Here is a 25,646-nt window from a genome sequence, read left to right as displayed (position 1 = left end):
CCGGCGAATGGCCGTGTTTCGGCACATTTCCGGCCGAAACGGCGGGGGAAGAGGTGCAGCGCTGCAACAGCCCTGCGGTAAAATGCGCAGTGTCTGAATTATGACGTAGTATCAACCTCTTACATCTGCCAATGAAGGCGCAGGGAAGACCTGATTTGGTGGGCGCGGCGCCAATTTGGCCGCATTTACCGGTGCTTGTGCCTTCTCGAAAGGCCGCGCCTCCTGCGGCACTTGCCATCAGAACAATCCGTTCCCGTTGTCCGCCCTGTGCAGTCCGGGATTGGTGCGATTCTGCCGTCAGAATGAAGGAATACAATGCGTAAGCTTCTTGTCGCTCTCACCCTGCTGTCGGCAACCCTTTCGACCGCGGCATTCGCCCAGGCAGGGCGCGGCACGGACGCCGAGCAGAAGGCCTGCACGCGCGACGTGCAGAAGTTCTGCCGTCCCGTGATCGACCAGGGCGATTTCACCATCCTCGCCTGCCTCAAAGAGAACCGGCCCAAGATCTCGCAGGCTTGCGACCAGGTCCTCAAGAACCACAACCAGTAAGCTCGGCCACTGGCCCACAAAGGCGGTCCTGAGGCCGCCTTTTCGGGCCGGTTTTGGAAGGGCTGCCATCGCGAGACAGGATTGGTTTTGCGGCCGTATTCCCCTATATGGGGGCCGCGGCCGCAGCGCCGGTGCAAGCCCGTGTGGGCGAAAAAAGCCCTTCCTGTCCAAACGATTGTAAACCAGCCCTCGATGACCTCTGCGAGCGAATTGCGATCCGGCAAGGGTGACCGCGACGAGAATTTTCCCGTCGCATCCTGGATCATTCATCCGCGTCATCGCGCGCTGATCCTGGCCTATTACAATTTCGTCCGCACCGCCGACGACATCGCCGATCACGCGAGCCTGCCGGCCGACGAGAAGCTGCGCTATCTCGACTTGCTCGAGGCGGAACTGCTCGGCAAGGGCGATACCCAGGCCGAGGCCGTCTCTTTGCGTCGTGCGCTGGCCGAGCGCGGCATGGCGCCGCGCCATGCGCTCGACGTGCTGATCGCGTTCCGCATGGACGTGACCAAGTTGCGCTACGAGACCTGGGACGAGGTCATCCATTATTGCCGCTACTCGGCGATGCCGGTCGGCCGCTTCATGCTCGACGTCCATGGCGAGGCGACCTCGACCTGGACTGCGTCGGATGCGCTCTGCGCGGGCCTCCAGATCAACAACCACCTCCAGGACTGCGGCAAGGACTTTCGCGAGCTCAACCGTGTCTATTTGCCGCGCGATGCGCTGGCAGCGCACGGCGCCTCGGTCGAGCAGCTCGGGTTGACGGAGGCGCCGCCGGCGATGCTGGCCTGCCTGCACGGTCTCGCCGCGCGCAACGAAGCGCTGCTGGGCGAGGGCAGGTCGCTGGCTGCGGAGATCCGTGATGTCCGCCTCGGCGTCGACGTCGCCGTGATCCAGGCCTATGCCGACCGCATCGTGCGCCTCTTGAAGGTGCGCGATCCGCTGCGCGAGCGTGTGCACCTGAACAAGTTCGAGCTTCTCATCTTCAGCCTCGCCGGCATGATCGGCGAAGTCGGCCGCCGCGCGATCGGACGCAAGGCCATTTCCAGACCGGGGACTGCCCATGACGCTTGAGGCGACCTCGCCCAGCGCCAATTACGGCTCGACTGCATCGAACAGCTCCTTTTACGCTGCGATGCGCATCCTGCCGCATGACCAGCGCGAAGCCATGTTCCAGATCTACAGCTTCTGCCGCCAGGTCGACGATATCGCCGATTCCGACGGCCCGCGCGACGAGCGTCTCGCCGCGCTCCAGCAATGGCGCCACGACATCGACGCGTTGTACCAGGGCAACCCGCCGCCGCGGCTGAAGGACTATGCCGGCTCGGTGAAGACCTTCGGCCTCAAGCGCGAGGATTTCCTCGCCATCGTCGACGGCATGGAGATGGACGTGCCGCAGGACATCCGCGCGCCCGACATGGCGACGCTGGATCTCTATTGCGACCGTGTCGCCAGCGCCGTCGGACGGCTGTCGGTGCGCGTGTTCGGCCTGCCGGAGGATGACGGCATCCAGCTTGCCTACCATCTCGGCCGGGCACTTCAGCTCACCAACATCCTGCGCGACATCGACGAGGATGCGGGCCTCGGCCGGCTCTATCTGCCGCGCGAGGCGCTGCTGCATGCCGGCATCACCTCTGATGATCCGAACCGCGTCATCGCCGAGCGCGCGCTGCCGAAGGTTTGCATGCCGCTGGCGCAGCGGGCCAAGACGCATTTCGAGAAGTCGGACGAGATCATGAACCGCAACAGGCGCCGTGCCGTGCGCGCCCCGCGGATCATGTCGAAGTACTATCATTCCATTTTGGACCTCCTGATCGCGCGCGGTTTCAACGCGCCGCGCGAGCCGGTGCGTGTGTCGAAAGTCACACGCATCCTGATCCTGCTCCGTTACGCTTTCATCTGATGCAAAACACAGCTCACATCATCGGTGCCGGAATTTCCGGCCTCTCCGCCGCCGTGCGGCTCGCCAATGCCGGCTTCAAGGTCGCCGTGCACGAGGCGACGCATCAGGCCGGCGGACGCTGCCGCTCCTATTTCGACGGCGCGACCGGTCTCACCATCGACAACGGCAACCATCTGCTGCTGTCGGGCAACAGCCACGCGCGCGCCTATGCGCGCGCGATCGGCACCGAGGCGGGCCTCGTCGGCCCCGACAGCGCACAGTTTCCCTTCGTGGACATCAAGACCGGGCAGCGCTGGCAGATCGATCTCGGCGCCGGGAGGTTGCCGACCTGGGTGTTCGACGAGGGCCGCCGCGTTCCCGATACGGGTCTCGCCGATTATCTGAAACTGGCGCCGCTGATCTGGGCGTCGGAGCAGACGCTGGTCGGCAAGTCCATTCCTTGCGAGGGCGTGCTCTATCAGCGCCTGGTGCAGCCGCTGCTGCTCGCCGCGCTCAACGTCGATCCGCCGGAAGGCTCGGCCGGACTTGCCGGCGCCATCGTGCGCGAAACGCTGCTTGCGGGCGGGCAGGCGTGCCGCCCGCTGATCGCGCGCGATGGTCTCAGCGCCGTGTTGATCGAGCCGGCCGTTAAGTTTTTGCAGGATCGTGGTCACACGGTTCAGCTCGGCCATGAGCTGCGCTCGTTCGCCACCAATGACGGCAAGGCCAGCGCGCTGAACTTTGGCGGCGAGGATGTGATCCAGCTCGCCGACGGCGATGTCGTCGTGATGGCGGTGCCGCCGCGCGCGGCGACGAGCTTGCTGCCGGGCTTGAAAGGCCCGACCGAATTCCGCGCCATCGTGAATGCGCATTTCCGCATCGAGCCGCCGCCGGGCTCGGCGCCGATCCTCGGCGTCATCGGCGGCGTGGTGGAATGGTTGTTCGCGTTTCCGAACCGGCTCTCCGTCACCATCAGCAATGGCGACCGTCTCGTCGACATGCCGCGTGAGGAACTGGCGCAGGCGATCTGGAACGATGTCTGCAAGGCCGGCGGCGTCTCCGGGGAGCTTCCTCCCTGGCAGATCGTGCGCGAGCGCCGTGCGACTTTTGCCGCCACGCCGGCTCAGAATGCCCTGCGTCCGGGGCCGGTCACTACGCTGAAAAACCTGTTTCTTGCCGGCGACTGGACTGCTACGGGATTGCCGGCAACGATCGAAGGATCGGTCCGGTCGGGTGATCGTGCCGCCGATCTGGTTTTGGCTGCAAAGCGGCCCTGACGGGCAATGTCCCGTTCAATTTCAATCGATACTCGGAGCAATCGAGCGACATGGATTCCGTGACCGCGACCAGCCGCGAAGCTTTGGAATCGAGCATTGCCTCAGCCACGCAGGGCGTCCTCGACTTCCAGCAATCCGACGGCCATTGGGTGTTCGAGCTCGAGGCCGACTGCACCATTCCCGCCGAGTACATCCTGCTGCGCCATTATCTCGCCGAGCCGGTCGACGTCGCGCTCGAGGCCAAGATCGGCAACTACCTGCGCCGCGTGCAGGGCGCCCATGGCGGCTGGCCGCTCGTGCATGACGGCGAGTTCGACATGAGCGCCAGCGTGAAGGCTTACTTCGCGCTGAAGATGATCGGCGATTCCGTGGACGCGCCGCACATGGTGCGTGCGCGCGAAGCGATCCATGCCCGCGGCGGCGCCATCAACAGCAACGTCTTCACCCGCTTCCTGCTCGCGACTTTCGGCGTCATGACCTGGCGCTCGGTACCGGTGCTGCCGATCGAGATTGTGCTGCTGCCGTTCTGGTCGCCGTTCCATCTCAACAAGATCTCCTACTGGGCGCGCACCACCATGGTGCCGCTGATGGTGATCGCCGCGCTGAAGCCGCGCGCGAAGAACCCGAAGGGCGTCGGGATCGACGAATTGTTCCTGCAGGATCCGCGCTCGATCGGCATGACCGCCAAGGCGCCGCACCAGAGCATGGCCTGGTTCGTACTGTTCCGCGCGCTCGATGGTGTCCTGCGCGTGGTCGAGCCGATGTTCCCGAAGAGCCTGCGCAAGCGCGCGATCGACGCGGCGCTTGCCTTCATCGAGGAGCGCCTCAACGGCGAGGACGGCATGGGCGCGATCTATCCGCCCATGGCCAACATCGTCATGATGTATGACGCGCTCGGCAAGGACGAGAACTATCCGCCGCGCGCGGTCACGCGGCGCGGCATCGACAAGCTGCTGGTGATCAACGGCGACGAAGCCTATTGCCAGCCTTGCGTCTCGCCGGTCTGGGACACGACGCTGACCGCGCATGCGCTGCTGGAAGCCGGCGGTGACAAGGCGGTGCCGGCGGCCAAGCAGGGTCTCGACTGGCTGATCCCGAAGCAGGAGCTCGAGGTGAAGGGCGACTGGGCGTTGAAGCGGCCCGACGTGCGTCCGGGCGGCTGGGCGTTCCAGTACAACAATGCCTATTACCCCGATCTCGACGACACCGCCGTCGTGGTGATGTCGATGGACCGCATGCGCCGCGAGCACGGCGTCGCCGCCTACGATGCCGCGATCGATCGCGGCCGGGAGTGGATCGAGGGCATGCAGAGCGACGACGGCGGCTGGGCGGCCTTCGACGTCAACAATCTCGAATATTATCTGAACAACATCCCGTTCTCCGATCATGGCGCGCTGCTCGATCCGCCGACCGAGGACGTCACCGCGCGCTGCATCTCGATGCTGGCCCAGCTCGGCGAGACCGAAAAGACCAGCAAGCATGTGGCGAACGGCGTGGCCTATCTGCGCAAGACCCAGCACCCCGAAGGGTCCTGGTACGGCCGCTGGGGCATGAACTTCATCTATGGAACCTGGTCGGTGCTGTGCGCGCTCAACATGGCTGGCGTCCGCCACGACGACCCCATGATCCGGAAGGCCGCCGCCTGGCTGGCCTCGATCCAGAACCCGGACGGCGGCTGGGGCGAGGACGCCGTTAGCTACCGGCTGGACTACAAGGGCTGGGAGGCAGCCCCCTCGACGGCTTCGCAAACGGCATGGGCCTTGCTTGCCCTGATGGCGGCAGGCGAGGTTGATCACCCGGCCGTCGCCCGCGGGGTGGAGTACCTGATTGCAACACAGAACAAAAAAGGACTGTGGGACGAGCAGAGGTACACCGCCACGGGCTTTCCTCGTGTATTCTATCTGCGTTATCACGGTTACCCGAAGTTCTTTCCGTTGTGGGCATTGGCGCGGTATCGGAACTTGCGGAGCACCAACAGCAGGGTGGTAGGGGTCGGAATGTGACTTTGGGGACGGGGGACTATGCTACCGCGGGTACTGCCATCGACCCGCGGCCAATCTTGATCGTGACCGGACTGGTTCAGGAGGCCCGCATTGCGGCAGGGCCTGGAATGGCCGTCATTTGTTCGTCGAGCAGCCCGACCCAGCTCAGGGCGCTGCTGACGGTGGTAGATCCCGAATCGATTCGCGGCGTGATCTCGTTCGGCGTGGCCGGCGGGCTCGACCCGACCCTGCGCTCCGGCGACGTCGTGCTGGCGACCGAGGTGCTGGCCGGCGACACCCGCTGGGCCGCCGGCCTGTCGCTCGGCGACGATTTGATCGATCGCCTGACCTCGGGCCGCCGCCGCGTCGTGCGCGGCAGCCTCGCCGGCGCCGAGGAAGTGGTCACCAAGCGCGCCTGCAAGGCGGCGCTGCATTCGGAGACCGGCGCCGCCGCCGTCGACATGGAGAGCCATATAGCGGCCGCCTATGCCGCCGAGGCCGGGCTGCCCTTCGCCGCGGTCCGCGTCATCAGCGACCCCGCCCATCGCGCGCTGCCGGCAATCGCCCGCGCCGCCATCAAGCCGAACGGCCAGATCGACCTCGCCGCCGTCCTGCGCGGCATCGTCCGCAATCCGGCGACGCTCCACGCGCTGGTCTCGACCGGCATCGACTTCAACCGCGCCCTGCGCAGCTTGCGTGGTTGCCGCGACTATCTGATCGGGACGGAGCTGATCGAGAGCGAGACGCTGGTGTCGAAGGCGGCCTGAGCGGGGTCTTCGAACGAACAAAAGAAAAGGCCCGGTCGCCCATGGCGTCTGGGCCTTTTCTGCTTTGGTGTCGTTGTCCGGATGGAGCGCGGCGTTACGAAGCGTGCGCGCCGCGTCCCGCTCACAAGCCGGACATCGCCCCTTCGAGAATATCCAGCGCCTGGTCGAGCTCGTCCCGCGAGATCGTCAGCGGCGGGCAGAGCGTGACCACGTTGCCGCCGCCGAGCTTGAAGCTGAGGCCAGCTTCCAGGCAGCGGTACAGCAGGCGCTCCGCACGCGCGTTGGCTTCGACCGTGTCACGGCGGCCGATCTCGACGCCGAGATAGAGGCCTGCGCCGCGCACCTCGGAGATCACGGGGGATCGCTCTGCCATCGATCGCAGCCGCTCGAGAGCGTGGGCGCCGAGGACGCCCGCTGTGGCAAGCAACCCTTCCTCCGCGATCACATCGAGCGTGGCAAGCGCGGCCGCACAGCCGACCGGGCTCTTCTCGTGGGTGTAGTGGCCGAGTGCTCCTTCGGGCACCACGTCGAGATCGGCCCGCGCCACGATGGCCGCCATCGGCATGATGCCGCCGCCGAGGCCCTTGCCGAGCACGAGAATGTCGGGCGTGGTTTCCGCCTGCTCGCAGACGAACATGGTCCCGGTGCGGCCGAGGCAGCTCGGTACCTCGTCGAAGATCAGCAGCGCCCCATGCCGGTCGCAGCTCGCGCGCACGCGGGGCCAGAAGCCTGATGGCGGCAGCTCGACCGTGGTCCAGCGCATCGGTTCTGCGATCACGGCGGCGACGTCGCCCTGCACCTCCAGGACATAATCGATGTAGTCGGCGAGGCGCTCATGCGCGCGGCCGTCCTCTCCGAAGAAGCGCGGGGCAAGGCCCGGCGGCGGCACGTGCTCAGTCCCCGGCAGCAGCGGGCCGGCGCCGCGCCGGAACAGGGCTTCGCCGCCGACCGAGACCGCGTCGAGATTGGCGCCGTGAAAAGCGTCCCACATCGACAGGGTCTTGTGTCGCCCCGTGGCATAGCGGACGAGCTTCAGCGCCATGCCGATGGCAGCCGACCCGCTGGGGGCCAGCAACACTTTCTCCAAGTGGCCGGGCGCCAGTTCGGCAAGGCGGCGGGCGAGGTCGATGGCGGATCTGTTGGTGTAGCGGCGCGGGCAGAAGGGCAGGGTGTCGAGCTGCGCCTTGATGGCCGCGACCACGCGAGGATGACCGTAGCCGACCTGATGCACGCTGTTGCCATGGAAGTCGAGGATGCGCCGGCCCTGGAGATCGACGATGTGGCTGCCTTCGGCGGCGGTGGCGACGTTCAGGCAGGGCGTCGATAGCGACTGCCGCAGGAACCAGCGCTCGTCCTCGTCGAGCAGTTTCTTCGTCTCTGCATCGAGATGGCGTTCTCCAAACGCACGCCGCTCCGCTGACAGATTGACGTCGCCCTCGGCGGCGCTCATGTCGGACGAGCTCATGGCCGCTCTCCGCGCGCCAGCCGGCCTTCGATCGCGGCGATCACCGGGATGATGTCGGCGACGCCGTCGATCACGTAATGGGCGCCGGCATCCGTCAGCCGGCGGGCCGCTGCCGCGCGCCGCTCGGCGAAGGCTTTCGGCGGCAGTGCCGCGGTGTCTGCGAGCGACAATCCGAATACGTTGCCGGTGACGGCCACGCCGACCGTCCAGCAGCCGCCGTTGAGGCCCTCCTTGATCCCAACCTCGGTGTCGTCGACCTTGACGCAGCTCCAGGCCGGCCAGACGGCGAGCTCGAGGAAGGCCTTGTAGAGCATGAACGGCGTGGGGCGGCCGTCGGGCGTGTCGCCGGTGCAGACGATGCTGTCGGGCGCATAGCCTTGCGCGGCCGCGACCGGAATGACCTCGGCCATGATCTCGCGCGTGTAGCCCGTGCTCGAGCCGATCTTCAGCCCGCGGCGACGTAGCTGCGCGACTGCCTCGGCCACGCCCGGAATGACGTCGGCGTAGCGGGCGGCGACTTCGACATTCATCGGTACGAACACCGCGTAGAGTGCATCGATGTCGGCGTCGGTCGGCTCACGCCCATGCTTGTCGCGCCACGCGGCGGCGATCCGCGGCAGGCGAAGGAGCGCGGCGATGTGGGGACGCTTGGCCATGCCCATCGGCCCGCGCGCCTCGTCGACGGTGATGGTCACGCCGAAGCGCGCGAACGCCTCGACGAACACGCCCATCGGCGCCAGCGAGCCATGGTCCACCGTCGTGCCGGCCCAGTCGAACACCACGGCCCGGACGTGCTCGAATTTGTCGGTCATGTCGCGTGGCTCCCGGAGGTCAATTCGTCAATTACTTCCTCGGCGATCGCAAACGAGGTGCTGGCGCCGGTGCCGCTGGTGATCATGACGAGGCGGACAACTTCAGAGGGGCGATCGATCAGCATCAGCCGGTCGGACGCCGACGAATAGGTGCCGATCCAGCGCTCGCGGATGACAGGCGTTGGCCAGGCCAAGACCTGCCGGAATTCGTCCATGATCAACTCGTCCACCGCTTCAGGACCGAACGGGTCCGGCGTCGTGTCGTAGTGGTGGGAATCGCCGACGACGAGCGAGCCATCTTCGCTCTGTACGGCGATCAGATGCACGCCGTTGGCCAGATGCTCACCTTGCTCCGCTTCGAGCCGCTGCTTCAGCGCGGCGGCCTCGGGCAATTCGGCGTAGCCGAGGTAACGCACGAGGCCGAGGTCCGACATCACGGCTGCGTTGAAGCGCGGCATCGCGCTCGCGGACGCGACACTGAGCATATGCAGCTTGCAGCGGACCAGGCCGTAAGCGCTGATGCGCTCCGGATAGAGGCTGAGGAAATCGTCGCCGGGGCAGACCACGCAGAGCCGGGCCCGGACCGGCCCGCGCGTGGTGTCGATCACCGGCGGAGCGACCTCCTTGGCCAGCGTCTGATACAGGAAGGTGACGCCGTGCACCTCGGCGAGCCACTTTGCTAGCGCCGGCACGGCGATGCGCGACTCCACCCGCAGATCATGAGGGCTTGCCAGAACGGCTTGCAGATCGTCGGTCCGCAGCATCGGGAAACGCCGGCCCGCTTCCGTCGGACTCAGAAGCTCGCAGCCTTCGCCCATCTCGGTGGTGCGGAATGCCTCGAGCACGGCCGCGGCTTCCGGCCGTCGCACCGCGACCGCCAGTCCGGCATGCTCGATCCTGATGCCCGCGGCCGGGGCCACTTCGGCCCAGACCTGCGCCGACCGCATTGCCCGCTGCCAGCACTGGCCGCGCTGCTGCCCGGTGACGGTGACAAAGCCGAAATTGCGGATCGAGGCGCCGTTCGCCCTCGCATCGCGCTCGATCACCACGACCCGCAATCCCTTGCGTACGCCCGCAAGCGCATGCGCGAGACCGCAGATGCCACCGCCGACAACGGCCAGATCGAATTCGTCCCCGGACACGCTCACCGTTTTCTCCACATTTGTGCGCGCGCAAGATAGCCCTGCGTGAGTAACATATAGACGGCGCGCGTGACGGCCGCCGTGGCGAATACGACCATGGCCATGGCCGCCGCCGGGGCCACGTCGCCCGCGTCGTCCATGTTGAGCACGGCGATCGCCGCAAGCGTCGTGTGCGGCGCGTAGATGAAGACCACCGCGGACACGGTCGTCATCGCGTTCACGAACAGATACATGGCGATATCCAGCACGGCCGGCAGGCAGACCGGCAGGGTCACGCGCATGAAGGTACGCCAGAACGGCACCCTGAGCGATGCCGAAACGATCTCGAATTCCTGGTCGATCTGCTTCAGCGCCGTCACCGCGGTCAGGTGCGAGACCGAGTAGAAATGCGAGATGGTGCAGATCACCAGGATGGCCATGGTGCCGTAGATGAAGTTCAGCGGATTGGCCGGGTTGTTGAAGAAGAAGATGTAGCCGAGGCCGAGCACCAGTCCGGGAACGGCCAGTGGCAGCAGAGCGAGAAACTGCACGAAGCCGCGAATGGCGCGAAAGCGCGGGGTCTTCTCGACGAGATAGGCGCCGGTGAAGATCACCGCGGTCCCGAACAGCGCGGTGAGGCCGGCCATGAGAAGCGAGTTGAAATAGCTGCGCCAGCCGCCGCCATCCATCATGTCGAAGTCGAAATTCTTGAAGCTGGGCGTCAGATTGTACGGCCAGAAGGTCGCGATCGAGGCGAAGAAGGACACGCCGAGAATGACGAGGATCGCGAACGCGATCAGCGAGCAGATCGCCAGCATGGCGCGATCGATCGTGGCGTCGGGCTTGGGCGCATACGGCACGGCGCGCGCCGAGAGCAGCGCCAGCTGGCGCCGCTGCATGAGCTGATCGACGACGAAGGCTAGCGCTGCGGGCAACAGCAGGATCAGGCCGACCACCGCACCCATCTGGAAATTCTGCTGCCCGACCACCTGTTTGTAGATGTCGGTCGCGAGCACGTTGAACTTGCCCCCGATGACCTTCGGTACGCCGAAATCGGTGATGACAAGGGTGAAGACGACGAAGACTGCGCTGATCAGTCCGTAGCGCGCGCCGGGAATGGTCACCGTCCAGAAGGTGCGGTGCGAGCTTGCCCGCAGTGCTTCTGCCGCTTCGTACAGACGTGCGTCCGAGATCGCCAGTGCCGTGGTGATGATGATGAGCGCGTGCGGGAAGGTCCAGAACACCTCGCCCATGACGATGCCGATCGGGCCGTAGATCGACGCGCCGAACAGCATCCATTTGACGAGGCCTTGGTTGCCGAACAGGTATACCAGGCTGATCGCGGGCAGCAGCGAGGGCGCGAGAATCGGGATCTGCGCGATGATGCGGAACAGTCCGCGCCCTGGCATGCAGGTGCGCGTCAGCCCGTAGGCGTAGACGAAGGCGAGCAGGACGCAGATGACCGTGCTCAGCAGCGAGACCCAGACCGAATGCCAGATCGAATCGGCCAGCGCCGGGTTGGCGAAATAGGCCTGGAAATTGGCGAGGCCGACGAAGCGGCCATCCGCCGCCTGGAAGCTCTTGGACAGCAGCGCCCAGAGCGGCAGCAATACGGTGACGATCAACCATAGGCCGAGCGCCACGACTGCGCCGCGCATGATCCAGTCGTCGCGCCCGAGCTTCTGCCGCAGCGGCGCGGCCGCGGCGGGATGATCAGGCAGGATCAGCGTCTCGGTCGCCATCGCTGCTGTTCCCGTGTCAGGCTGTCGCAGAGCGCTGTTGGGCAAACACCCGCAGTCTCTTCGGCGGCAGCGCGACCTCGATGGTCGCGCCCGAGGAAATGCCGAGGTCGCGCACCGCGTTGATGGAAAAGTCGGCCGAGAAGTTCAGGTTCGTGCCGCTCGCATGCAAGGTCGTCGCGAAATGATTGCCGATGAATTCCATCACGCCGACCTGGACCGCCAGGCGATTGTCCGAATGCTCGCCGATGTCGCGCACCACCACGTCCTCCGGCCGGAGGCAGACCGTGACGGCCGCGCCCTCGGCGAGCGGCACCTCCTCGCCGAAATCGAGCACGGCTCCGCCGACATTCGCACGCTTGCCGGTGAGGATGCGCCCCTCCAGAAAGTTCATCTTGCCGACGAAGTCGGCGACGAAAGCCGTTGCGGGGCGGCCGTAGATCTCGTCGGGCGTGCCGACCTGTTCGATCCTGCCATGGCTCATCACCACGATCCGGTCGGACATGGTAAGCGCCTCCTCCTGATCGTGCGTCACCATGATCGTGGTCAGCTTGAGGCGTTGCTGCAGGTCGCGGATCTCGCCGCGCAGACGCGCGCGGACACGTGCGTCGAGAGCCGATAGCGGCTCGTCCAGCAGCAGAAGGCCTGGCGACAGCGCCAGCGCGCGGGCGAGCGCGACGCGCTGCTGCTGCCCGCCCGAGAGCTGCGCCGGATATTTGCCGGCCTGCTCGGGCAGGCCGACGAGTTCGAGCAGCTCCTTGACCCGCTTGTCGATCTCGACGCGGGGCGCGCCTGTCGACACCAGGCCGTAGGCGACATTGTCCTTGATCGTCAGGTTCGGGAACAGCGCATATGACTGGAATACGATGCCGAAATCGCGCTTGGCGACCGGCAGCGTCGAGATGTCCCGCCCGCCCTGATGGATGGACCCGGTGGTCTGCACGTCGAGGCCGGAGATGGCGCGGAGCAGGGTGGTTTTGCCGCAGCCGGATGGCCCGAGGAACGAGACGAACTCGCCCGGCATGATGTCGAGATCGACAGTGTCCAGCGCGGTGAATGCGCCGAACTTTTTCGAGAGGTTACGGATGCGGAGATAGGGCTCTCTTGTCGGCATGCTGTCCATGACACTGTCCCGCATTGACCGGCGGCGCCCGTGCACCGCCGGATTTGTTGCTCCGGGAATCCCCGGCGGATTTTCAGTCCCTCAGATCATGCTCTTCAATTCTTGGGCTCGGACTTGCCGTCGTACCGCTTGCTCCACTCCGCCAGGATCTTGTCGCGGTTTTCCGCGGCCCAGGCGAAGTCGTTCTTGATCAGCATCTTGTCGATGTCACCCTGGATAAACTCCATCGAGCTTGCGATGCCCGGCAACGCGACGATCGCGAAGTTCTCGGCGTAGAGCTTGTTGGCCTCCGGCGTCGCCGCCCAGTCGGCGAGCTTCTTCGCCGCCTCCGCCTCCTTGGTGGTCTTCATGATGCCGATCGCCTCCATGTCCCAGCCGAGGCCTTCCTTGGGCAGGACAATGCTGATCGGCCCGCCACCCTTCTTGGTCTTGTTGGCGCGGTATTCGAACGAGAGGCCGATCGCGTATTCGCCGGCGGCAGCCTGCCGGCACGGCTTGGAGCCGGAATGGGTGTACGCCGCAATGTTCTTGTGAAGCTCGTCCATATACTTCCAGCCGCCGTCCCAGCCGAACATTTGGAGCCAGGCGGAGACCATCAGAAACCCGGTCCCCGAGGACGCCGGATTCGGCATGGCGATCTGCCCCTGATAGACCGGCTTGGTTAGATCGGCCCAGGAGGCGGGCTCCGGCAGGTTCTTCTTGCCGGATTCCACGGTGTTGACGCAGAAGGCCGATGCCCAGACGTCCATGCCCACCCATTGCGGCGAGGCCGCGGGATCGCGCATCTTGCCGTCGACCTTGTCCAGACCGGCAGGTGCGTAAGGCATCAGCATGCCTTCCTTCTGCAGCAGCATCAGCGACGTCGCGGCAAGACCCATCACCACGTCGGCCTTGGGATTGGCTTTCTCCGCAAGGAGTTTTGCGGTGATGATGCCGGTGGAGTCGCGAACCCAGAGGATGTTGATGCCGGGATTGGCCTTCTCGAACGCGGCCTTGTAGGGCTTGATCTGGTCGGCCTCCAGCGCCGTGTAGACGGTGAGGTCCGCCGCGCGGGCTGCCGTGCTGAGGCAGAACATGGCGGCGGCGATCGACACGAGCGCGCGCCGCAGGCCGCTTATCGTGCACAGGTACATATCGGGCTCCATCGATATTGGCCGCAGGGCTGGCCGTCCGGAAGGGAACCGATATTGTTAGATGACATTCCCGTGACGTACATGTCGGATTTTGTGCACGGCGCGCCTCGATCGCAGTGCTTCTGCACATCTTGAGTGCAATGTCCCCAACGCGAGCGTCTTGTCTTGACGCCTGCTCACTCGGTTGCCTCCACGCGGTTTCGGTCCACGACCCACAGCGTCCGGCGTACCATGCCTTCGACGATGGCCGCCGACCCGCTTGGACGCAGATAGATCGCGGTGGATTTAAGCAGCCATGGCAATACCGCTTGCTCGAGCCGTTCCTCATAGGCGCGGCGCATCATGTCGAAGGCCTGCAGGCCGGGTCCCGCCAGGATGACATGGTGTGGGCGCAACACGGAGATCGTTGCTGCGACCGCCTCGGCAAGCGCGCGGCCTGCCTGCTGGAAGACGTGCTCGAGACGGGGATCGCCGCCCCGCGCGCGCTCGCGCAGCAGGGCCATCTGCGCCTCGGAGGGCTGTTGCGCAGCTGCGGGCGGCAGGTCGAGAAAGGTACGGGCGTCGCGGTAGAGCGCATAGTCGGCGAGGTGGGCCTCGATGCAGCCGCGCTGGCCGCAGCGGCATTGCGGCCCGTTCGATCCCAATTTGATATGGCCGATTTCGCTGCCGGCGCCGGCGCCCCAGCGCGCTTCACCATCGACAACGACGCCCATGCCGACGCCGTGGCCGACCATGATCGTGGCCGACAGGCCCTGCGCCAATGACGGCTCCGCGGCGCAGAGGGCGAGCGCAACCGCGACAGCGTCATTTGCGACGACGACTTCGGCCTCGAAGGCCTCGCGCACCGGCTTCACCAGATTGACATCGGTGACGGACAGCGCCGGGCTCCACAGATGCCGGCCGGTGTCCGCGTTAACGATGCCCTGCAGGGCAATCCCTATTCCCAACAGGCGATGGCGCGGCGTGGCCGTCGCCTCGAGCATCGCATCGATCTGCGCAATCACGAGGTCGCACAGCGCGCCCGCGTCGAGTGCCCTGGTCGCGATTTCCAGCCGCGATTGGGCAAGGCCAGCGCCGCTGAAATCCGCGATCAATGTTTCAATCAGATTCATGCGCAGCGAGACCGCGACGATGCGGCCGAACTCCGGGTTCAGCGTCAGCAGCACCGCGGGCCGGCCGCGGCGGCGGCCGTTGGATCCCTCGGCATCGTCCTCGTCGGTGTCGTCGGGCCATGAGGTTGCCGGCGTCTCGGTCTCGCACAGCAACTCTTCGGCGATCAGCCGCGACGTCAGGCCGGAAACGGCCGGGAAGCTCAATCCCGTGCTGCGGGCAAGCTCCACACGCGGCAGCGGCCCCTGACGTCGCAAGACTTCGACCAGGCGGCCGCGGTTCGAGCCGCGAGCGAGGTTTGAGACGCGTCTCGGCGGCTCGATTTGGTCAGTCATGTTGTCTCTTTAATTCATTAAGTGAATTAATTATCGGGTGATGCGGTAGTGTGATCGGAAAGGCACAGCCAGAAAGCGTCTTTCGGAAGTCATATTTACTAATATCATACCTCATGTACTATTTCCGCTTGAAGAAGGCGCCAATACATCCTGCTTTTGGCGCCATTGCTCTGCAGCATTTATTCGCTGTGTAAATAAAACAAGGCGCAAAAGCGTCGTGAAGCCCCGTCCGGGGTGACCATCGGGAGGTGAACATGAATGGATCGATGAAGAAATTGCTAGTGCCGCTGCTCGCGACCGCCGCGCTCGCGATGGCGACGGGGATGGTGCAGGCCCAGCAGAAGAAGACCATCGCGCTGGTCACCAATGTTGCGGCCGACTTCTGGACCATCGCCGGCCGCGGGCTCGAAAAGGCGCAGAAGGAGCACCCGGACTACAACATCGAATTGATCGTGACCAATGAGGGTACGGCGGCGGGCCAGCGGCGCGAGCTGGATGACCTGCTGGTGCGCGGCGTCGCCGGGATCTCCATCTCCGTCGACGATGCGCCGCACGCGACCGAGCAGCTCAACAAGGTTGCGGCCAAGACCGTGTTGATCACGACCGACAGCGACGCGCCGCAAAGCAAGCGTCTCGCCTATATCGGCACCGACAACGTCGCGGCCGGGCGGCAGGCCGGCGAAGAGATCAAGAAGGCGCTCCCGAACGGCGGCAAGATCGCGCTGTTCGTCGGCACGATGGACGCGGACAATGCCCGCGAGCGGGTGCAGGGGATCAAGGAGGCGATCGCCGGCACCAAGGTCGAGCTGGTCGACGTGTTTACCGACCAGGTGGACTTCGCCAAGGCCAAGGCGAACATCGAGAACGTGCTCGTCAAATACCCTGATATCGCGCTGCTGTCCGGCCTCTGGAGCTACGAGACGCCGCTGATCTATGATGCGGTCAAGGCGGCCGGCAAGGCGGGCAAGGTGAAGATCGTCGGGTTCGACGAGGACCAGCGCACGCTGCGGGGCGTTTCCGACGGCACGATCGAATCGACCGTGGTGCAGCAGCCTTATGAGTTCGGCTATCTCTCCGCCACCAACATCATCAAGACGCTGAACGGCGACAAGTCCTGGATCCCGGCGGACGGGAAGCTGATCGTGCCGACCAAGGTGATCAGCAAGTCCAACGTCGCGGAATTCACCGCAGATCTGAAGAACCTCCTGAAGAAGTGACTTTCAGCGCCCGGCGGCACGGCCGCCGGGCGTCGTTGCAGGAGAGATGAATGGCGGAAATTCTGTTCGAACTCGCCGGGATCAGCAAGTCCTATCCCGGGGTCATGGCCCTCGACGACGTCAGCCTCCGCGTTGACCGCGGCGAAGTGCTCGGCCTGATCGGCGAGAACGGCGCCGGCAAATCGACGCTGATGCGCGTGCTGGGTGGTGTGATCGCGCCGAGCGAGGGCGTGATTCGCATCGGCGGCGTCGATCACGCCCGCATGACGGTGAACGAGGCGACGCAGGCCGGCATCGCCTTCGTGCATCAGGAGCTGAACCTTTTCGAAAATCTCGACGTCGCCGCGAACGTCTTCATCGGACGCGAGAAGCTTGTCGGAGGCCCGCTCAAGCTGGTGGACGACGCACAGATACGAGCCCGCGTGGCGCCGCTGCTGGAGCGGCTGGGGGCCGACTTCACCCCGGACACGCTGGTCGACAATTTGTCGATCGCCGAGCGTCAGTTGGTGGAGATCACCAAGGCGCTCTCGATCGACGCGCGCGTGATCATCATGGACGAGCCGACCTCCAGCCTGACGATTTCGGAGACTGAACGGCTGCTGGAGGTGATCGCCGATCTGAGGGCGCACGGCATCTCCGTGATCTATATCTCCCACCGGCTCAGCGAGATCATGACCTGCGCCGACCGCGTCGTGGTGCTCCGCGACGGGCGCACGGTGGGAGAGCTGGCGCGCGACAGGCTGAGCCATGCCGCGATGATCCGCCTGATGATCGGCCGTGACCTGAAAGCGCTGCACACGCCGCCGAAGCGGCCGCCGCAGCCGGGCGGTTGCGACATCGTCGGCCTCGTGACATCGGCCTTTCCCGACAGGCAGATCGATCTCTCCGTTCGGCATGGCGAGATCCTCGGCCTTGCGGGGCTCGTGGGGGCCGGCCGCACCTCCCTGGCCCGCGCGGCTTTCGGCATTGACCCGCCGCTGGGCGGCGAGATTAGGCTCGACAACGCGCCGGTCGATGTCGCATCGCCGCGGGACGCGATCAGGCAAGGCATCTATCTGATGCCGGAAGACCGCAAGAAATCCGGGCTCGTGCTGGAGTTGCCGATCCGGGAGAACGTGACGCTCGCCAGCCTCAAGGATTATGCGCGGATGTGGCTGATCAGCGGCCCGGCCGAGCGCAAGGTCGCCAAAGAGCAGGTGAAGCGCCTCTCCATCAAGGTGCCGAGCATCGACATGGAGGCCATCACCCTTTCCGGCGGCAACCAGCAAAAGGTCGTGCTGGGCAAGTGGCTTTCCATGCAGCCGCGCGTGATGTTCTTCGACGAGCCGACCCGCGGTGTCGATGTCGGCGCCAAGAGCGAGATCTACGCCCTGATGCGCGAGCTCGCCGACCACGGCGTCGCGATCGTGATGATCTCTTCCGACATGGAGGAGGTCATCGGTGTCTCCGACCGGATCGCAGTGATGCATGAAGGGCGCGTCAGCGGCGTGCTGGAGCGGGAGCAGTTCAGCGAATACAACGTGTTGCAGCTTGCGATCGGCCAGGCGCCGGAAACCGTGGAAGCGGCGGCGCCATGAACAAGAAAGAGCTCGGCCTCGGCCTGCTGCTGCTTTTGATTTCCGCCGTCACCGGTGCGATCAATCCGGCCTTTCTGTCGCTGGTCAACCTGCTGAACATGGCAAATCTGATCGGCCTGTTCGGCGTGTTTGCGCTGGGCGAAGGGCTCGTGATCATCACCGGCGGCATCGACCTCTCGCTCGGCTCGATGTTCGCGCTGCTCGGTGTGGTCTTCATCGACCTCTTGACGACGTACCAGGTGCCCTGGCCTCTGGCGCTGCTGGCCGTTCTGCTGGGCGGGCTCGCGCTGGGGGCCATTCAGGGTTTCCTCGTCACCCGCCTGAAGATGCAGCCCTTCATCGTGACGCTGTGCGGGCTGCTGATCTATCGCGGCGCCGCCCGCTATTATACGACGGACTCGACACGCGGCTTCGGCTACGGCGACGAGGCTGCGACGCTCAGCAGCATTGCCTCCGGCAATGTGGCGGGCATCCCGAATACCTTCATCCTTCTGATCGTCCTGGCGATCGTCCTCGGCGTGCTGCTGCACCGCTCGGTCTACGGGCGCTGGCTTTATGCCGTCGGCAAGAACGAGGAGGCGGCGCGCTTCTCGGGCATCAACACGGATATCGTGATTGCAACGGCCTACATCATCAGCGGTGGGCTCGCCGGAGTTTCGACGGTCCTGTTCGTGTTCTACACGAACTCGGTGTCTCCGAGCTCGTTCGGCAATTTCTATGAGCTTTACGCGATCGCGGCGGCCGTGCTGGGCGGGTGCAGCCTGCGCGGCGGCGAAGGCTCCATTCTCGGTATCTTGCTGGGGACTGCGCTGCTGCAGGTGCTGCAGAACCTCGTGAATATCCTAGGCATCCCGAACTCGCTGAACTTCGCGGTGATGGGGACGGTGATTCTGATCGGCGTGTTGGCGGATCATCAGTTGCAGGCCCGGCGACGGCGCAAGATGGCACTGGCCGGTCTCGCACGCACCACACCGCAGGTCCCCTTTGTGCAGAGACAGCAGAAGGCACCGCCGCGCGGCGTGGACGCGTTGCCGGCGAGAACGGGCGACAAGGCATGACGAATCCAGGCTCCGGTCGACACAAAACAGCTTCGTGGGCGCGCGGCTGCGACGGTGTTGGCCGGGGAGGGGAACACGTTCCAGGCTCGAGGGCTTGGCCGGGAACGTGAGGCAAACAAGCGAAGCCTGAGACGGCGGGAGGACGAGTCAAATGTTGCGCAGGTTGGTGAGCACTGCACGTGTGTGCGGTGTCGGGATTGCTTTGTCATCGCTGATGGCGGGTGGCGTGCATGCGGCGGATATGGCGAGGAAGGCTGCGCCTGTTCCTTATGCCGAAACCGATGACTTCTGGACGAGGCCATACCTGTTCGGCGATCTCGGCAGGACACAGCTGAAGGAGCGGGGCATTGAGCTCGGCCTGACGCTGGGTAACGAATCCGTCGGCAACGTCACGGGCGGCAGCAAGAACACCGCGGCGAATGCCGGTCAATTGTGGTTCGGCGCGAAGTTCGACATGGGCAAGCTCGCCGGCATCCAGGGCGGCACCGTCGGTCTCACGCTGGTGGATCGCTTCGGGCGCAACCTGAATGATCAGGCTGGCATTCCCGCTTTGCAGCTGACCAACGAAGTGTTCGGCCGCGGCAACATTCTGCGCCTGACGCAGCTCTACTACTCGCAGAAGCTTTTCGATGACCGCCTCGAGCTCAAGGGCGGCCGTCTCCCTGTCGGCTCCGACTTTTTCTTCGGCTTGTGCGAGTTCATCAACCTGACCTTCTGCGGCGGCCAGCCCGGCAACATCCAGGGTGGGTACATCTACAACTGGCCGGTGAGCCAGTGGGCCGGCGTCGTCCACTACAAGTTTGCGCCGGAATTCACGATCTCGGTCGGCGTGTACGACGCCAACCCCGGTTACCTGACGACGGACGATCCGACCGTCTACTTCCTGCCGGGCGTCCCTCATTCAAATCCCGCCAGCGGGGTGCTGGTGCCGGTGGAGTTGGTGTGGGCACCGAAAGCACCGTTGAACGGGACCTGGCGATTGGGCGGCTGGTATGACAGCGCATCGACCATCGATGGTGGCCTTCCCGGTATCATCTCCACCATCCCGGGCGTCGGTGGCGTCCCGGATCAAAATCTCGGCGACCAACGCGGCCGCTACGGCGTCTACGAGTCCATCCTTCAGCGCTTGACCGTCGACGGTCCCGGTGCGGTGGGTTGGTACGCCTTCCTCAATACGACCGTTGCCGATCACCGGACGTCGTACCAGGACTACCAGATCGCCGGCGGCTTCCGGCACACCGGAACGTTCAGCTGGCGTCCGCAGGACGAGGTCGGCTTCGCGGTCGGCACGACCCATGTGAACTCGGCGGCCCTCAGCCCCAACGCCGGCGGCAACGAAGTTCCGCTCGAAGTCTGGTACGGCTGGCAAGCAACCGGCTGGATGAACCTCAAGTTCGACGCGCAATACGTCATCAATCCCGGCGGCCGCGGCTACAACGGCGCGGGCGTGAAGACTGACAATGCCGTCGTGCTCGGCATGCGCACCGAGGTCCACTTCTGACGTGAGGCTCGCCCGTCTGATGCGAAGCCCTGGCATTCCCGTCGACGGGTTGAGCGTAGCATTGCCGATGGCCAACGTCGCGGCTAGGTTCGCGGCGTTGGCGACGGCGCAGGGGCAGGCTGCTGAGAGGATGCAGCAGGAGGCTGTTGTTGGGGCGCTGTGATCGGCGGCTGATCGCCCCCATGCGGCACACAGGTCCCAACATTGCTCAACAGCCGCTTCGCTTCAACGTCTCGCGCTTTCTTGTAGTCCCTTCGGCGATCGATCCTTGCCGCAGCCATGCGGTCCCAGGCGTCGAACGCATCAGAATAGTGCTGACGCATCTGCTCCTCGGCCGCGAGACAATCGCTGAATTTGTCGAATACGAGATCGGTGTTGACGGGGGAGACGCCGCCGACCAGAACTACCAGCATCCATTTCATAGCTTCTGCCTATATTCGCGCCCGCTCACGGGAACGAGGCCACGTCGGCAAAGTTCCGGGCCGCTTCGACGCGCAAGCCCGCCCTGCGTAGTCTTCACACATGCGATCGCAATGGACCGAAGGCTGGCGCGAAACAGCCGCTGCACGTCTCTCGCGCTCACCAATCCTTGCTGCCCGGCACACCCTTGAAAGGGCCGACGAGATCCGATGTGATCCATCCTCCGTAGAAGCCGCCCGGCTGCGGTGTTACGAGCTCGTCGCCCACGTAGCACCTATCCATCTTCGAAGCGTAGAACGCGTAGAAATTGGCGATGGCGGAATAGTCTTCGGTCGGGTTGGGATAACTCCAGGCGGCTCGATCGGCGATCCTGCCGTCTGCTTCGACCGACCAGTACACGGCTAGCCCCTTGAACTCACACCAGGATGGTCCGCCGGAGCTTTTCAGAATTGCCGTGTCGACATCGCTCGGAGGGAAATAGTAGACGGGCGGGTGGCTGGTCTCCAAAACCCGATATCCGTTGAGGGTCATGGCAACGGTTTTGCCAGCGAAAATGACCTCAAGGCGCCGGAAGACGGGCTCAAGTCGAGGGGGTCGAGGATAGTCCCAAACTGACTCCATGGGTCGGGCTCCATCGCTGTCGCAACCTGAGCGTTACGAATCGACCGAAGCTTTGGATTAGGTTGCCGTCATTTTTTTTCAGCGACCGCGTCGGAGGCCGGCTGGTGAAACGAAAGCCGGCGCACCAGTCTCCAAGGGCCACCCAGGTACTCCCAGACGAGCAACCCGGAGACGCCGCCGGTGCGCGGCTTGAAACCTGCCGATAGCCGGTCGTGAAGCTGGCGCGCTGCTGCGGCCGTCACCTTGTTCTGAACGGTCACGTGCGGCCGCCAGCTTTGGCGATCCTGTTTGGAAAAATCGCCCCCCATCACATGCCGCACCGCAGTTCGCAATTGTGCCAGCGCGGGGGCTGTTATCTCGACAGCAACTCCGGAGCCGAGCAGGCGAATGCGCTCGTAGAGAATGAATATCGCAGCGGCCGGCATGGCGGCATCATCTAGACGCTCCGTTTGCGCCGAAGAGAGCCGGTGAAATAGCGTCAGATGGGCGGGGAGCAGGTTGCGCTCCGGGGGGAAATGTTCGCGGCGCAGTCCGTCGAGCCACGCGAAGCCGTCGGTATCCAATTCGGCCGTCAGAATGAACGTTCTTTCCATTGCAACCGAATATCGTGATCGAGGCTCCTTCAGCAATGCCGTTCGGTCGAGGAATTAGCGGCGTTCACCAGATTACCGCGACCGAGTGCGTGCGATGGATCCAGTTCGTGCTGCGCGCCCGAAATGATGGCGAGAGGACCGGCAGCGACCAGTCAAATGACCCGTCGGGCAAAACACCCAAACACCCGTCAACCCCTTCCCGCAAAAATATTTTGCTTTCCCGAATTTCGGATTTATGACATATATCCGCCATCCCGGCCCTCCCAGAGGGGCGCTTCGCGATCGTCACGAGATGCGGGTCGGGGTGCGGTGGACGCGGTAGCGCCGGCGCGGAAGGCGATGACAGGGGCGGGCGACCGTTGAGTCATGCGCGACGCGGGACGACCGGCGCGGTCACAGCGGTTTGGTCAATGGTCTGGGGCTCGCACATAAGCCCCGGGCGCTGAGGCCGGGCCGTCCGCGGACGGAGAAGTCGTGTGGTCCTGACGCCCGAAGGCTGGCGTCAAGCAATGCGGCGGTGCGCCGGCCCGACCGGGCGCGCATCGATCAGTCGCAACGCGACGGGGGCAACAGTGCAGCGCTCCCCGAGGAGAGCACCGAAGGACACGTTAAAACCATCCGCGCAGGGAAGGCCGGGCGACCGGCACGCCTGTGATCCACCCCGTGTGCATTCTGTGCATGCGGATTGCGGGTGCCGCCGGCGCCCGGCCTTCCCTGCACCCTCTGGTCTTCAGAGGGCGAAACGAACAGCAAAGCTCGTGCGAAAGAAACCGCGAGAACGCGAAGGCATGTCTGCGATGAAGAACGCGCAAGAAGAAGCTGCTGCCGCACACTCCGTCATTGCGAGCGCAGCGAAGCAATCCAGAATCTTTCCGAAGAGGCGGTCTGGATTGCTTCGCTGGGCTCGCAATGACGCTGGGGCCGCGCGCCTTGATAGCCGCCGACACTTGCTCAAAAGAAAAGGCCCGGTCGCGATCGCGGCCGGGCCTTCGTCATTGGAGTTGATTGCGTCTTTACGCCGCGGTCGAAGCCTTCCGCGCCGCCTTCTCCGCGGCAGCCGCAGCCTCGTCCTTGCGGATTTCCGAGAGCTTCTTCTGGACCTGCTCCGAGAAGATGTACTGCGCCGGGCGCTGCTTGCTCATGTCGATCTCCGGCGCCATCGGGCCCGAGGTCTTGATGCCGCGTAGCGACACCCACATCGCCTTCAACGGGTTGTTGAGCGCTGCGGTCGCAGCCGTCGGCTCGTAGCCGCAATGGGCCATGCAGTCGGCGCATTTCTCGTACTTGCCGGTGCCGTAGGAATCCCAGTCCGTGGTCTCCATCAGCTCCTTGAAGGTTTTTGCGTAGCCTTCGCCGAGCAGATAGCAGGGCTTCTGCCAGCCGAAGATGTTGCGCGCGGGCATGCCCCAGGGCGTGCACTCATATTCCTGGTTGCCGGCGAGGAAGTCGAGGAACAGGCCGGAATGCATGAAATTCCACTTCTTGCCCTTGCCCATCGCAAAGACGTCGCGGAAGAGTTTCTTGGTCTTGGTGCGGTTGAGGAAGTGCTCCTGGTCCGGCGCGCGCTCATAGGCGTAGCCGGGCGACATCGAGACGCCGACACCGAGCTCGACGGTGAGGTCCAGGAACTTCGCGATCTCCTCGGCCGGGTGGCCGTCGAAGATGGTGGCGTTGACGTTGACGGTGAAGCCGCGCGCCTTGGCCGCCTTGATTGCGGAGACTGCGCGGTCGAACACGCCCTTCTGCGACACGGCCTTGTCATGGTGATCACGCAGACCGTCGAGATGCACTGAGAAGAACAGGTAGGGCGAGGGCTCGAACAGATCGAGCTTCTTCTCGAGCAGCAGCGCATTGGTGCAGAGCGAGACGAACTTCTTGCGCGCAACGAGGCCGCGCACGATCTCGCCGATCTCCTTGTGGATCAGCGGCTCGCCGCCGGGAATCGCCACCATCGGCGCGCCGCACTCGTCGGCCGCGTCCCAGCACTCCTGGGCGGTCATGCGGCGGTTGAGGATCGCGTCGGGATAGTCGATCTTGCCGCAGCCGACGCAGGCGAGGTTGCAGCGAAACAGCGGCTCCAGCATCAGCACGAGCGGATAGCGTTTGCGGCCAAGCAGTTTCTGCTTGAGCAAATAGCCGCCGATACGCATTTCCTTGAAGAAGGGGATGGCCATTACAACGTTTCTTTCTGGGCTTTTCAATTCGGTGGGTCAGCTTGCGGCCAGTTCGGCCGGAAGCCTGAATTCGATGTTTTCCTCGCGGCCCGGCAACACCTGGACCTTGACTGGTCCGATCCGCCGCATCGCTTCGATCACGTCATCCACGAGTACCTCGGGCGCCGAAGCGCCGGCCGTGACGCCGACGGTCCTGGCATCTTTCAACCACTCCGGATTGAGCTCGCTGCCGTCCGCAATCAAATAACTCGCGACGCCGGCCTCAGTGCCGATTTCGCGGAGCCGGTTCGAGTTCGAGCTGTTGGCAGCGCCCACCACCAAGATCACGTCGACCAGCTTGCTCAAGTCCCTTACCGCAGATTGGCGGTTCTGTGTCGCATAGCAGATATCCCGGATATCCGGGCCTTGAATATCTGTAAAGCGGGCCTGAAGGGCCAAAATGATGTCCCTGGTGTCGTCGACCGACAGGGTGGTCTGGGTGATGTAGGCCACTGGCGTATCCGCTGGCAGCGTCAGGGAATTGGCTTCCTCCACGCTCTGGACCAGCAGCACGGGGCCGGGAACCTGGCCCATCGTGCCCTCGACTTCGGGGTGGCCGGCATGGCCGATCAGGATCAAGGTGCGGCCCTTGCTGACGTAGCGCTTCCCCTGATTGTGAACTTTCGTGACCAGCGGGCAGGTGGCATTGAGCACCGGAAGATCGCGGGCGGCGGCCTCCTCCTCGACGGTGCGGGCGACGCCATGGGCGCTGAAAACGGTGACGGCCTTCGGCGGAACCTCGGATAGCTCCTCGACGAAGATCGCCCCCTTGGCCTTCAGGCTCTCCACCACGTATTTGTTGTGCACGATCTCATGGCGCACATAGACGGGCGGGCCGTACTTCTCCAGCGCCCGCTCCACGATCTCGATCGCGCGCACCACGCCAGCGCAGAAGCCGCGCGGCTGCGCTAGAAAAACTTCCATAGGACGCCCGTCACGCAAGTTGCACCAATCCGCTTCTTAAGTCCCTAGCGGCACCCCGATACTGGCCAATGCGCTGCAATAACCGCACCATTGGCCGCGCACACGCGGTAACCGCCCACCCCAACTGGGCCTGGCGCATGGAGGCACAGTACTTTGTGTCAAAAAATCGGCAAAAAGGAAAGGTCACACGAACCTATAGTTCCGAACCGACCCGATTTTACGGT

22 protein-coding genes are annotated in these 25,646 nt (G+C 64.6%); 10 read left to right on the top strand and 12 right to left on the bottom strand.

What is annotated here, in order from left to right; translation table 11 throughout:
• Positions 1 to 315: 315 nt before the first annotated feature.
• From HYH08_RS14525 to HYH08_RS14500, 6 genes are all read left to right on the top strand, one after another.
• Positions 316 to 549, top strand: coding sequence for a hypothetical protein (locus HYH08_RS14525; protein ID WP_220010496.1), 234 nt, complete (start codon positions 316 to 318; stop codon positions 547 to 549).
• A gap of 192 nt (positions 550 to 741) precedes the next feature.
• Positions 742 to 1,626: a squalene synthase HpnC gene (gene hpnC / locus HYH08_RS14520; RefSeq protein ID WP_220010495.1), complete on the top strand. Its 885-nt coding sequence runs from the start codon at positions 742 to 744 to the stop codon at positions 1,624 to 1,626.
• Positions 1,616 to 2,455 carry a presqualene diphosphate synthase HpnD gene (gene hpnD, locus HYH08_RS14515; protein WP_220010494.1) on the top strand — a complete coding sequence of 280 codons (840 nt, stop codon included), beginning with the start codon at positions 1,616 to 1,618 and terminating at the stop codon, positions 2,453 to 2,455. The genes hpnC and hpnD overlap by 11 nt, the downstream gene beginning before the upstream one ends.
• A complete protein-coding gene (gene hpnE / locus HYH08_RS14510) occupies positions 2,455 to 3,711 on the top strand; it encodes a hydroxysqualene dehydroxylase HpnE (protein ID WP_220010493.1) in 1,257 nt (418 codons plus the stop codon). Before hpnD ends, hpnE begins: the two co-directional genes overlap by 1 nt.
• 50 nt (positions 3,712 to 3,761) lie before the next feature.
• On the top strand, positions 3,762 to 5,714 hold the full coding sequence (gene shc, locus HYH08_RS14505) for a squalene--hopene cyclase (RefSeq protein ID WP_220010492.1): 1,953 nt from the start codon (positions 3,762 to 3,764) through the stop codon (positions 5,712 to 5,714).
• A complete protein-coding gene (locus HYH08_RS14500; RefSeq protein WP_220010491.1) occupies positions 5,711 to 6,460 on the top strand; it encodes a phosphorylase in 750 nt (249 codons plus the stop codon). The genes shc and HYH08_RS14500 overlap by 4 nt, the downstream gene beginning before the upstream one ends.
• Before the next feature lie 121 nt (positions 6,461 to 6,581).
• On the opposite strand, the gene pbfA is transcribed toward HYH08_RS14500, so the two are convergent.
• The 7 genes from pbfA to HYH08_RS14465 form a co-directional block, all read right to left on the bottom strand.
• The gene (pbfA, locus tag HYH08_RS14495) at positions 6,582 to 7,925 is read right to left on the bottom strand and encodes a (R)-1-hydroxy-2-aminoethylphosphonate ammonia-lyase (RefSeq protein ID WP_220010490.1); all 1,344 of its coding nucleotides are present in this window, start codon (positions 7,923 to 7,925) and stop codon (positions 6,582 to 6,584) included.
• Complete coding sequence (gene phnX / locus HYH08_RS14490) at positions 7,922 to 8,737, bottom strand: phosphonoacetaldehyde hydrolase (protein WP_220010489.1); 816 nt, start codon at positions 8,735 to 8,737, stop codon at positions 7,922 to 7,924. Before phnX ends, pbfA begins: the two co-directional genes overlap by 4 nt.
• On the bottom strand, positions 8,734 to 9,885 hold the full coding sequence (locus tag HYH08_RS14485; protein WP_220010488.1) for a TIGR03364 family FAD-dependent oxidoreductase: 1,152 nt from the start codon (positions 9,883 to 9,885) through the stop codon (positions 8,734 to 8,736). Before HYH08_RS14485 ends, phnX begins: the two co-directional genes overlap by 4 nt.
• Positions 9,882 to 11,600 (bottom strand): putative 2-aminoethylphosphonate ABC transporter permease subunit, encoded by a 1,719-nt coding sequence (locus HYH08_RS14480; RefSeq protein ID WP_220010487.1) that lies wholly within the window; start codon positions 11,598 to 11,600, stop codon positions 9,882 to 9,884. The genes HYH08_RS14485 and HYH08_RS14480 overlap by 4 nt, the downstream gene beginning before the upstream one ends.
• Positions 11,601 to 11,616: 16 nt before the next feature.
• On the bottom strand, positions 11,617 to 12,720 hold the full coding sequence (locus tag HYH08_RS14475) for a putative 2-aminoethylphosphonate ABC transporter ATP-binding protein (RefSeq protein ID WP_220010486.1): 1,104 nt from the start codon (positions 12,718 to 12,720) through the stop codon (positions 11,617 to 11,619).
• Between the two features lie 95 nt (positions 12,721 to 12,815).
• On the bottom strand, positions 12,816 to 13,853 hold the full coding sequence (locus tag HYH08_RS14470; RefSeq protein ID WP_228747832.1) for a putative 2-aminoethylphosphonate ABC transporter substrate-binding protein: 1,038 nt from the start codon (positions 13,851 to 13,853) through the stop codon (positions 12,816 to 12,818).
• Between the two features lie 176 nt (positions 13,854 to 14,029).
• Complete coding sequence (locus HYH08_RS14465) at positions 14,030 to 15,298, bottom strand: ROK family protein (protein WP_220010485.1); 1,269 nt, start codon at positions 15,296 to 15,298, stop codon at positions 14,030 to 14,032.
• Between the two features lie 254 nt (positions 15,299 to 15,552).
• Here HYH08_RS14465 and HYH08_RS14460 point away from each other — a divergent pair, with 254 nt between their 5' ends.
• The 4 genes from HYH08_RS14460 (at position 15,553) to HYH08_RS14445 (ending at position 20,651) form a co-directional block, all read left to right on the top strand.
• Complete coding sequence (locus HYH08_RS14460; RefSeq protein ID WP_220010484.1) at positions 15,553 to 16,515, top strand: sugar-binding protein; 963 nt, start codon at positions 15,553 to 15,555, stop codon at positions 16,513 to 16,515.
• 50 nt (positions 16,516 to 16,565) lie between these two features.
• A complete protein-coding gene (locus HYH08_RS14455) occupies positions 16,566 to 18,092 on the top strand; it encodes a sugar ABC transporter ATP-binding protein (protein ID WP_220010483.1) in 1,527 nt (508 codons plus the stop codon).
• Positions 18,089 to 19,150, top strand: coding sequence for an ABC transporter permease (locus HYH08_RS14450; RefSeq protein WP_220010482.1), 1,062 nt, complete (start codon positions 18,089 to 18,091; stop codon positions 19,148 to 19,150). Before HYH08_RS14455 ends, HYH08_RS14450 begins: the two co-directional genes overlap by 4 nt.
• 151 nt (positions 19,151 to 19,301) lie before the next feature.
• Positions 19,302 to 20,651 (top strand): carbohydrate porin, encoded by a 1,350-nt coding sequence (locus tag HYH08_RS14445; protein WP_220010481.1) that lies wholly within the window; start codon positions 19,302 to 19,304, stop codon positions 20,649 to 20,651.
• A gap of 83 nt (positions 20,652 to 20,734) precedes the next feature.
• Here HYH08_RS14445 and HYH08_RS14440 read toward each other — a convergent pair whose 3' ends face one another.
• From HYH08_RS14440 to ispH, 5 genes are all read right to left on the bottom strand, one after another.
• Positions 20,735 to 21,073 (bottom strand): hypothetical protein, encoded by a 339-nt coding sequence (locus HYH08_RS14440; RefSeq protein WP_220010480.1) that lies wholly within the window; start codon positions 21,071 to 21,073, stop codon positions 20,735 to 20,737.
• Positions 21,074 to 21,230: 157 nt separating this feature from the next.
• Positions 21,231 to 21,692, bottom strand: coding sequence for a DUF427 domain-containing protein (locus HYH08_RS14435; RefSeq protein ID WP_220010479.1), 462 nt, complete (start codon positions 21,690 to 21,692; stop codon positions 21,231 to 21,233).
• A gap of 68 nt (positions 21,693 to 21,760) precedes the next feature.
• Positions 21,761 to 22,285, bottom strand: a complete 525-nt coding sequence (locus HYH08_RS14430; protein ID WP_220010478.1) for a 2'-5' RNA ligase family protein — start codon at positions 22,283 to 22,285, stop codon at positions 21,761 to 21,763.
• A 1,013-nt stretch (positions 22,286 to 23,298) separates the two neighbouring features.
• The gene (gene hpnH / locus HYH08_RS14425; RefSeq protein ID WP_220010477.1) at positions 23,299 to 24,459 is read right to left on the bottom strand and encodes an adenosyl-hopene transferase HpnH; all 1,161 of its coding nucleotides are present in this window, start codon (positions 24,457 to 24,459) and stop codon (positions 23,299 to 23,301) included.
• Positions 24,460 to 24,495: 36 nt separating this feature from the next.
• Positions 24,496 to 25,422, bottom strand: a complete 927-nt coding sequence (ispH, locus tag HYH08_RS14420) for a 4-hydroxy-3-methylbut-2-enyl diphosphate reductase (RefSeq protein ID WP_220010651.1) — start codon at positions 25,420 to 25,422, stop codon at positions 24,496 to 24,498.
• Between the last annotated feature and the right edge of the window lie 224 nt (positions 25,423 to 25,646).

The sequence above is a fragment of the Bradyrhizobium sp. BR 10289 genome (assembly GCF_019455385.1).
Taxonomy (GTDB): domain Bacteria; phylum Pseudomonadota; class Alphaproteobacteria; order Rhizobiales; family Xanthobacteraceae; genus Bradyrhizobium.
This window is presented reverse-complemented; position numbering and strand designations above follow the sequence as displayed.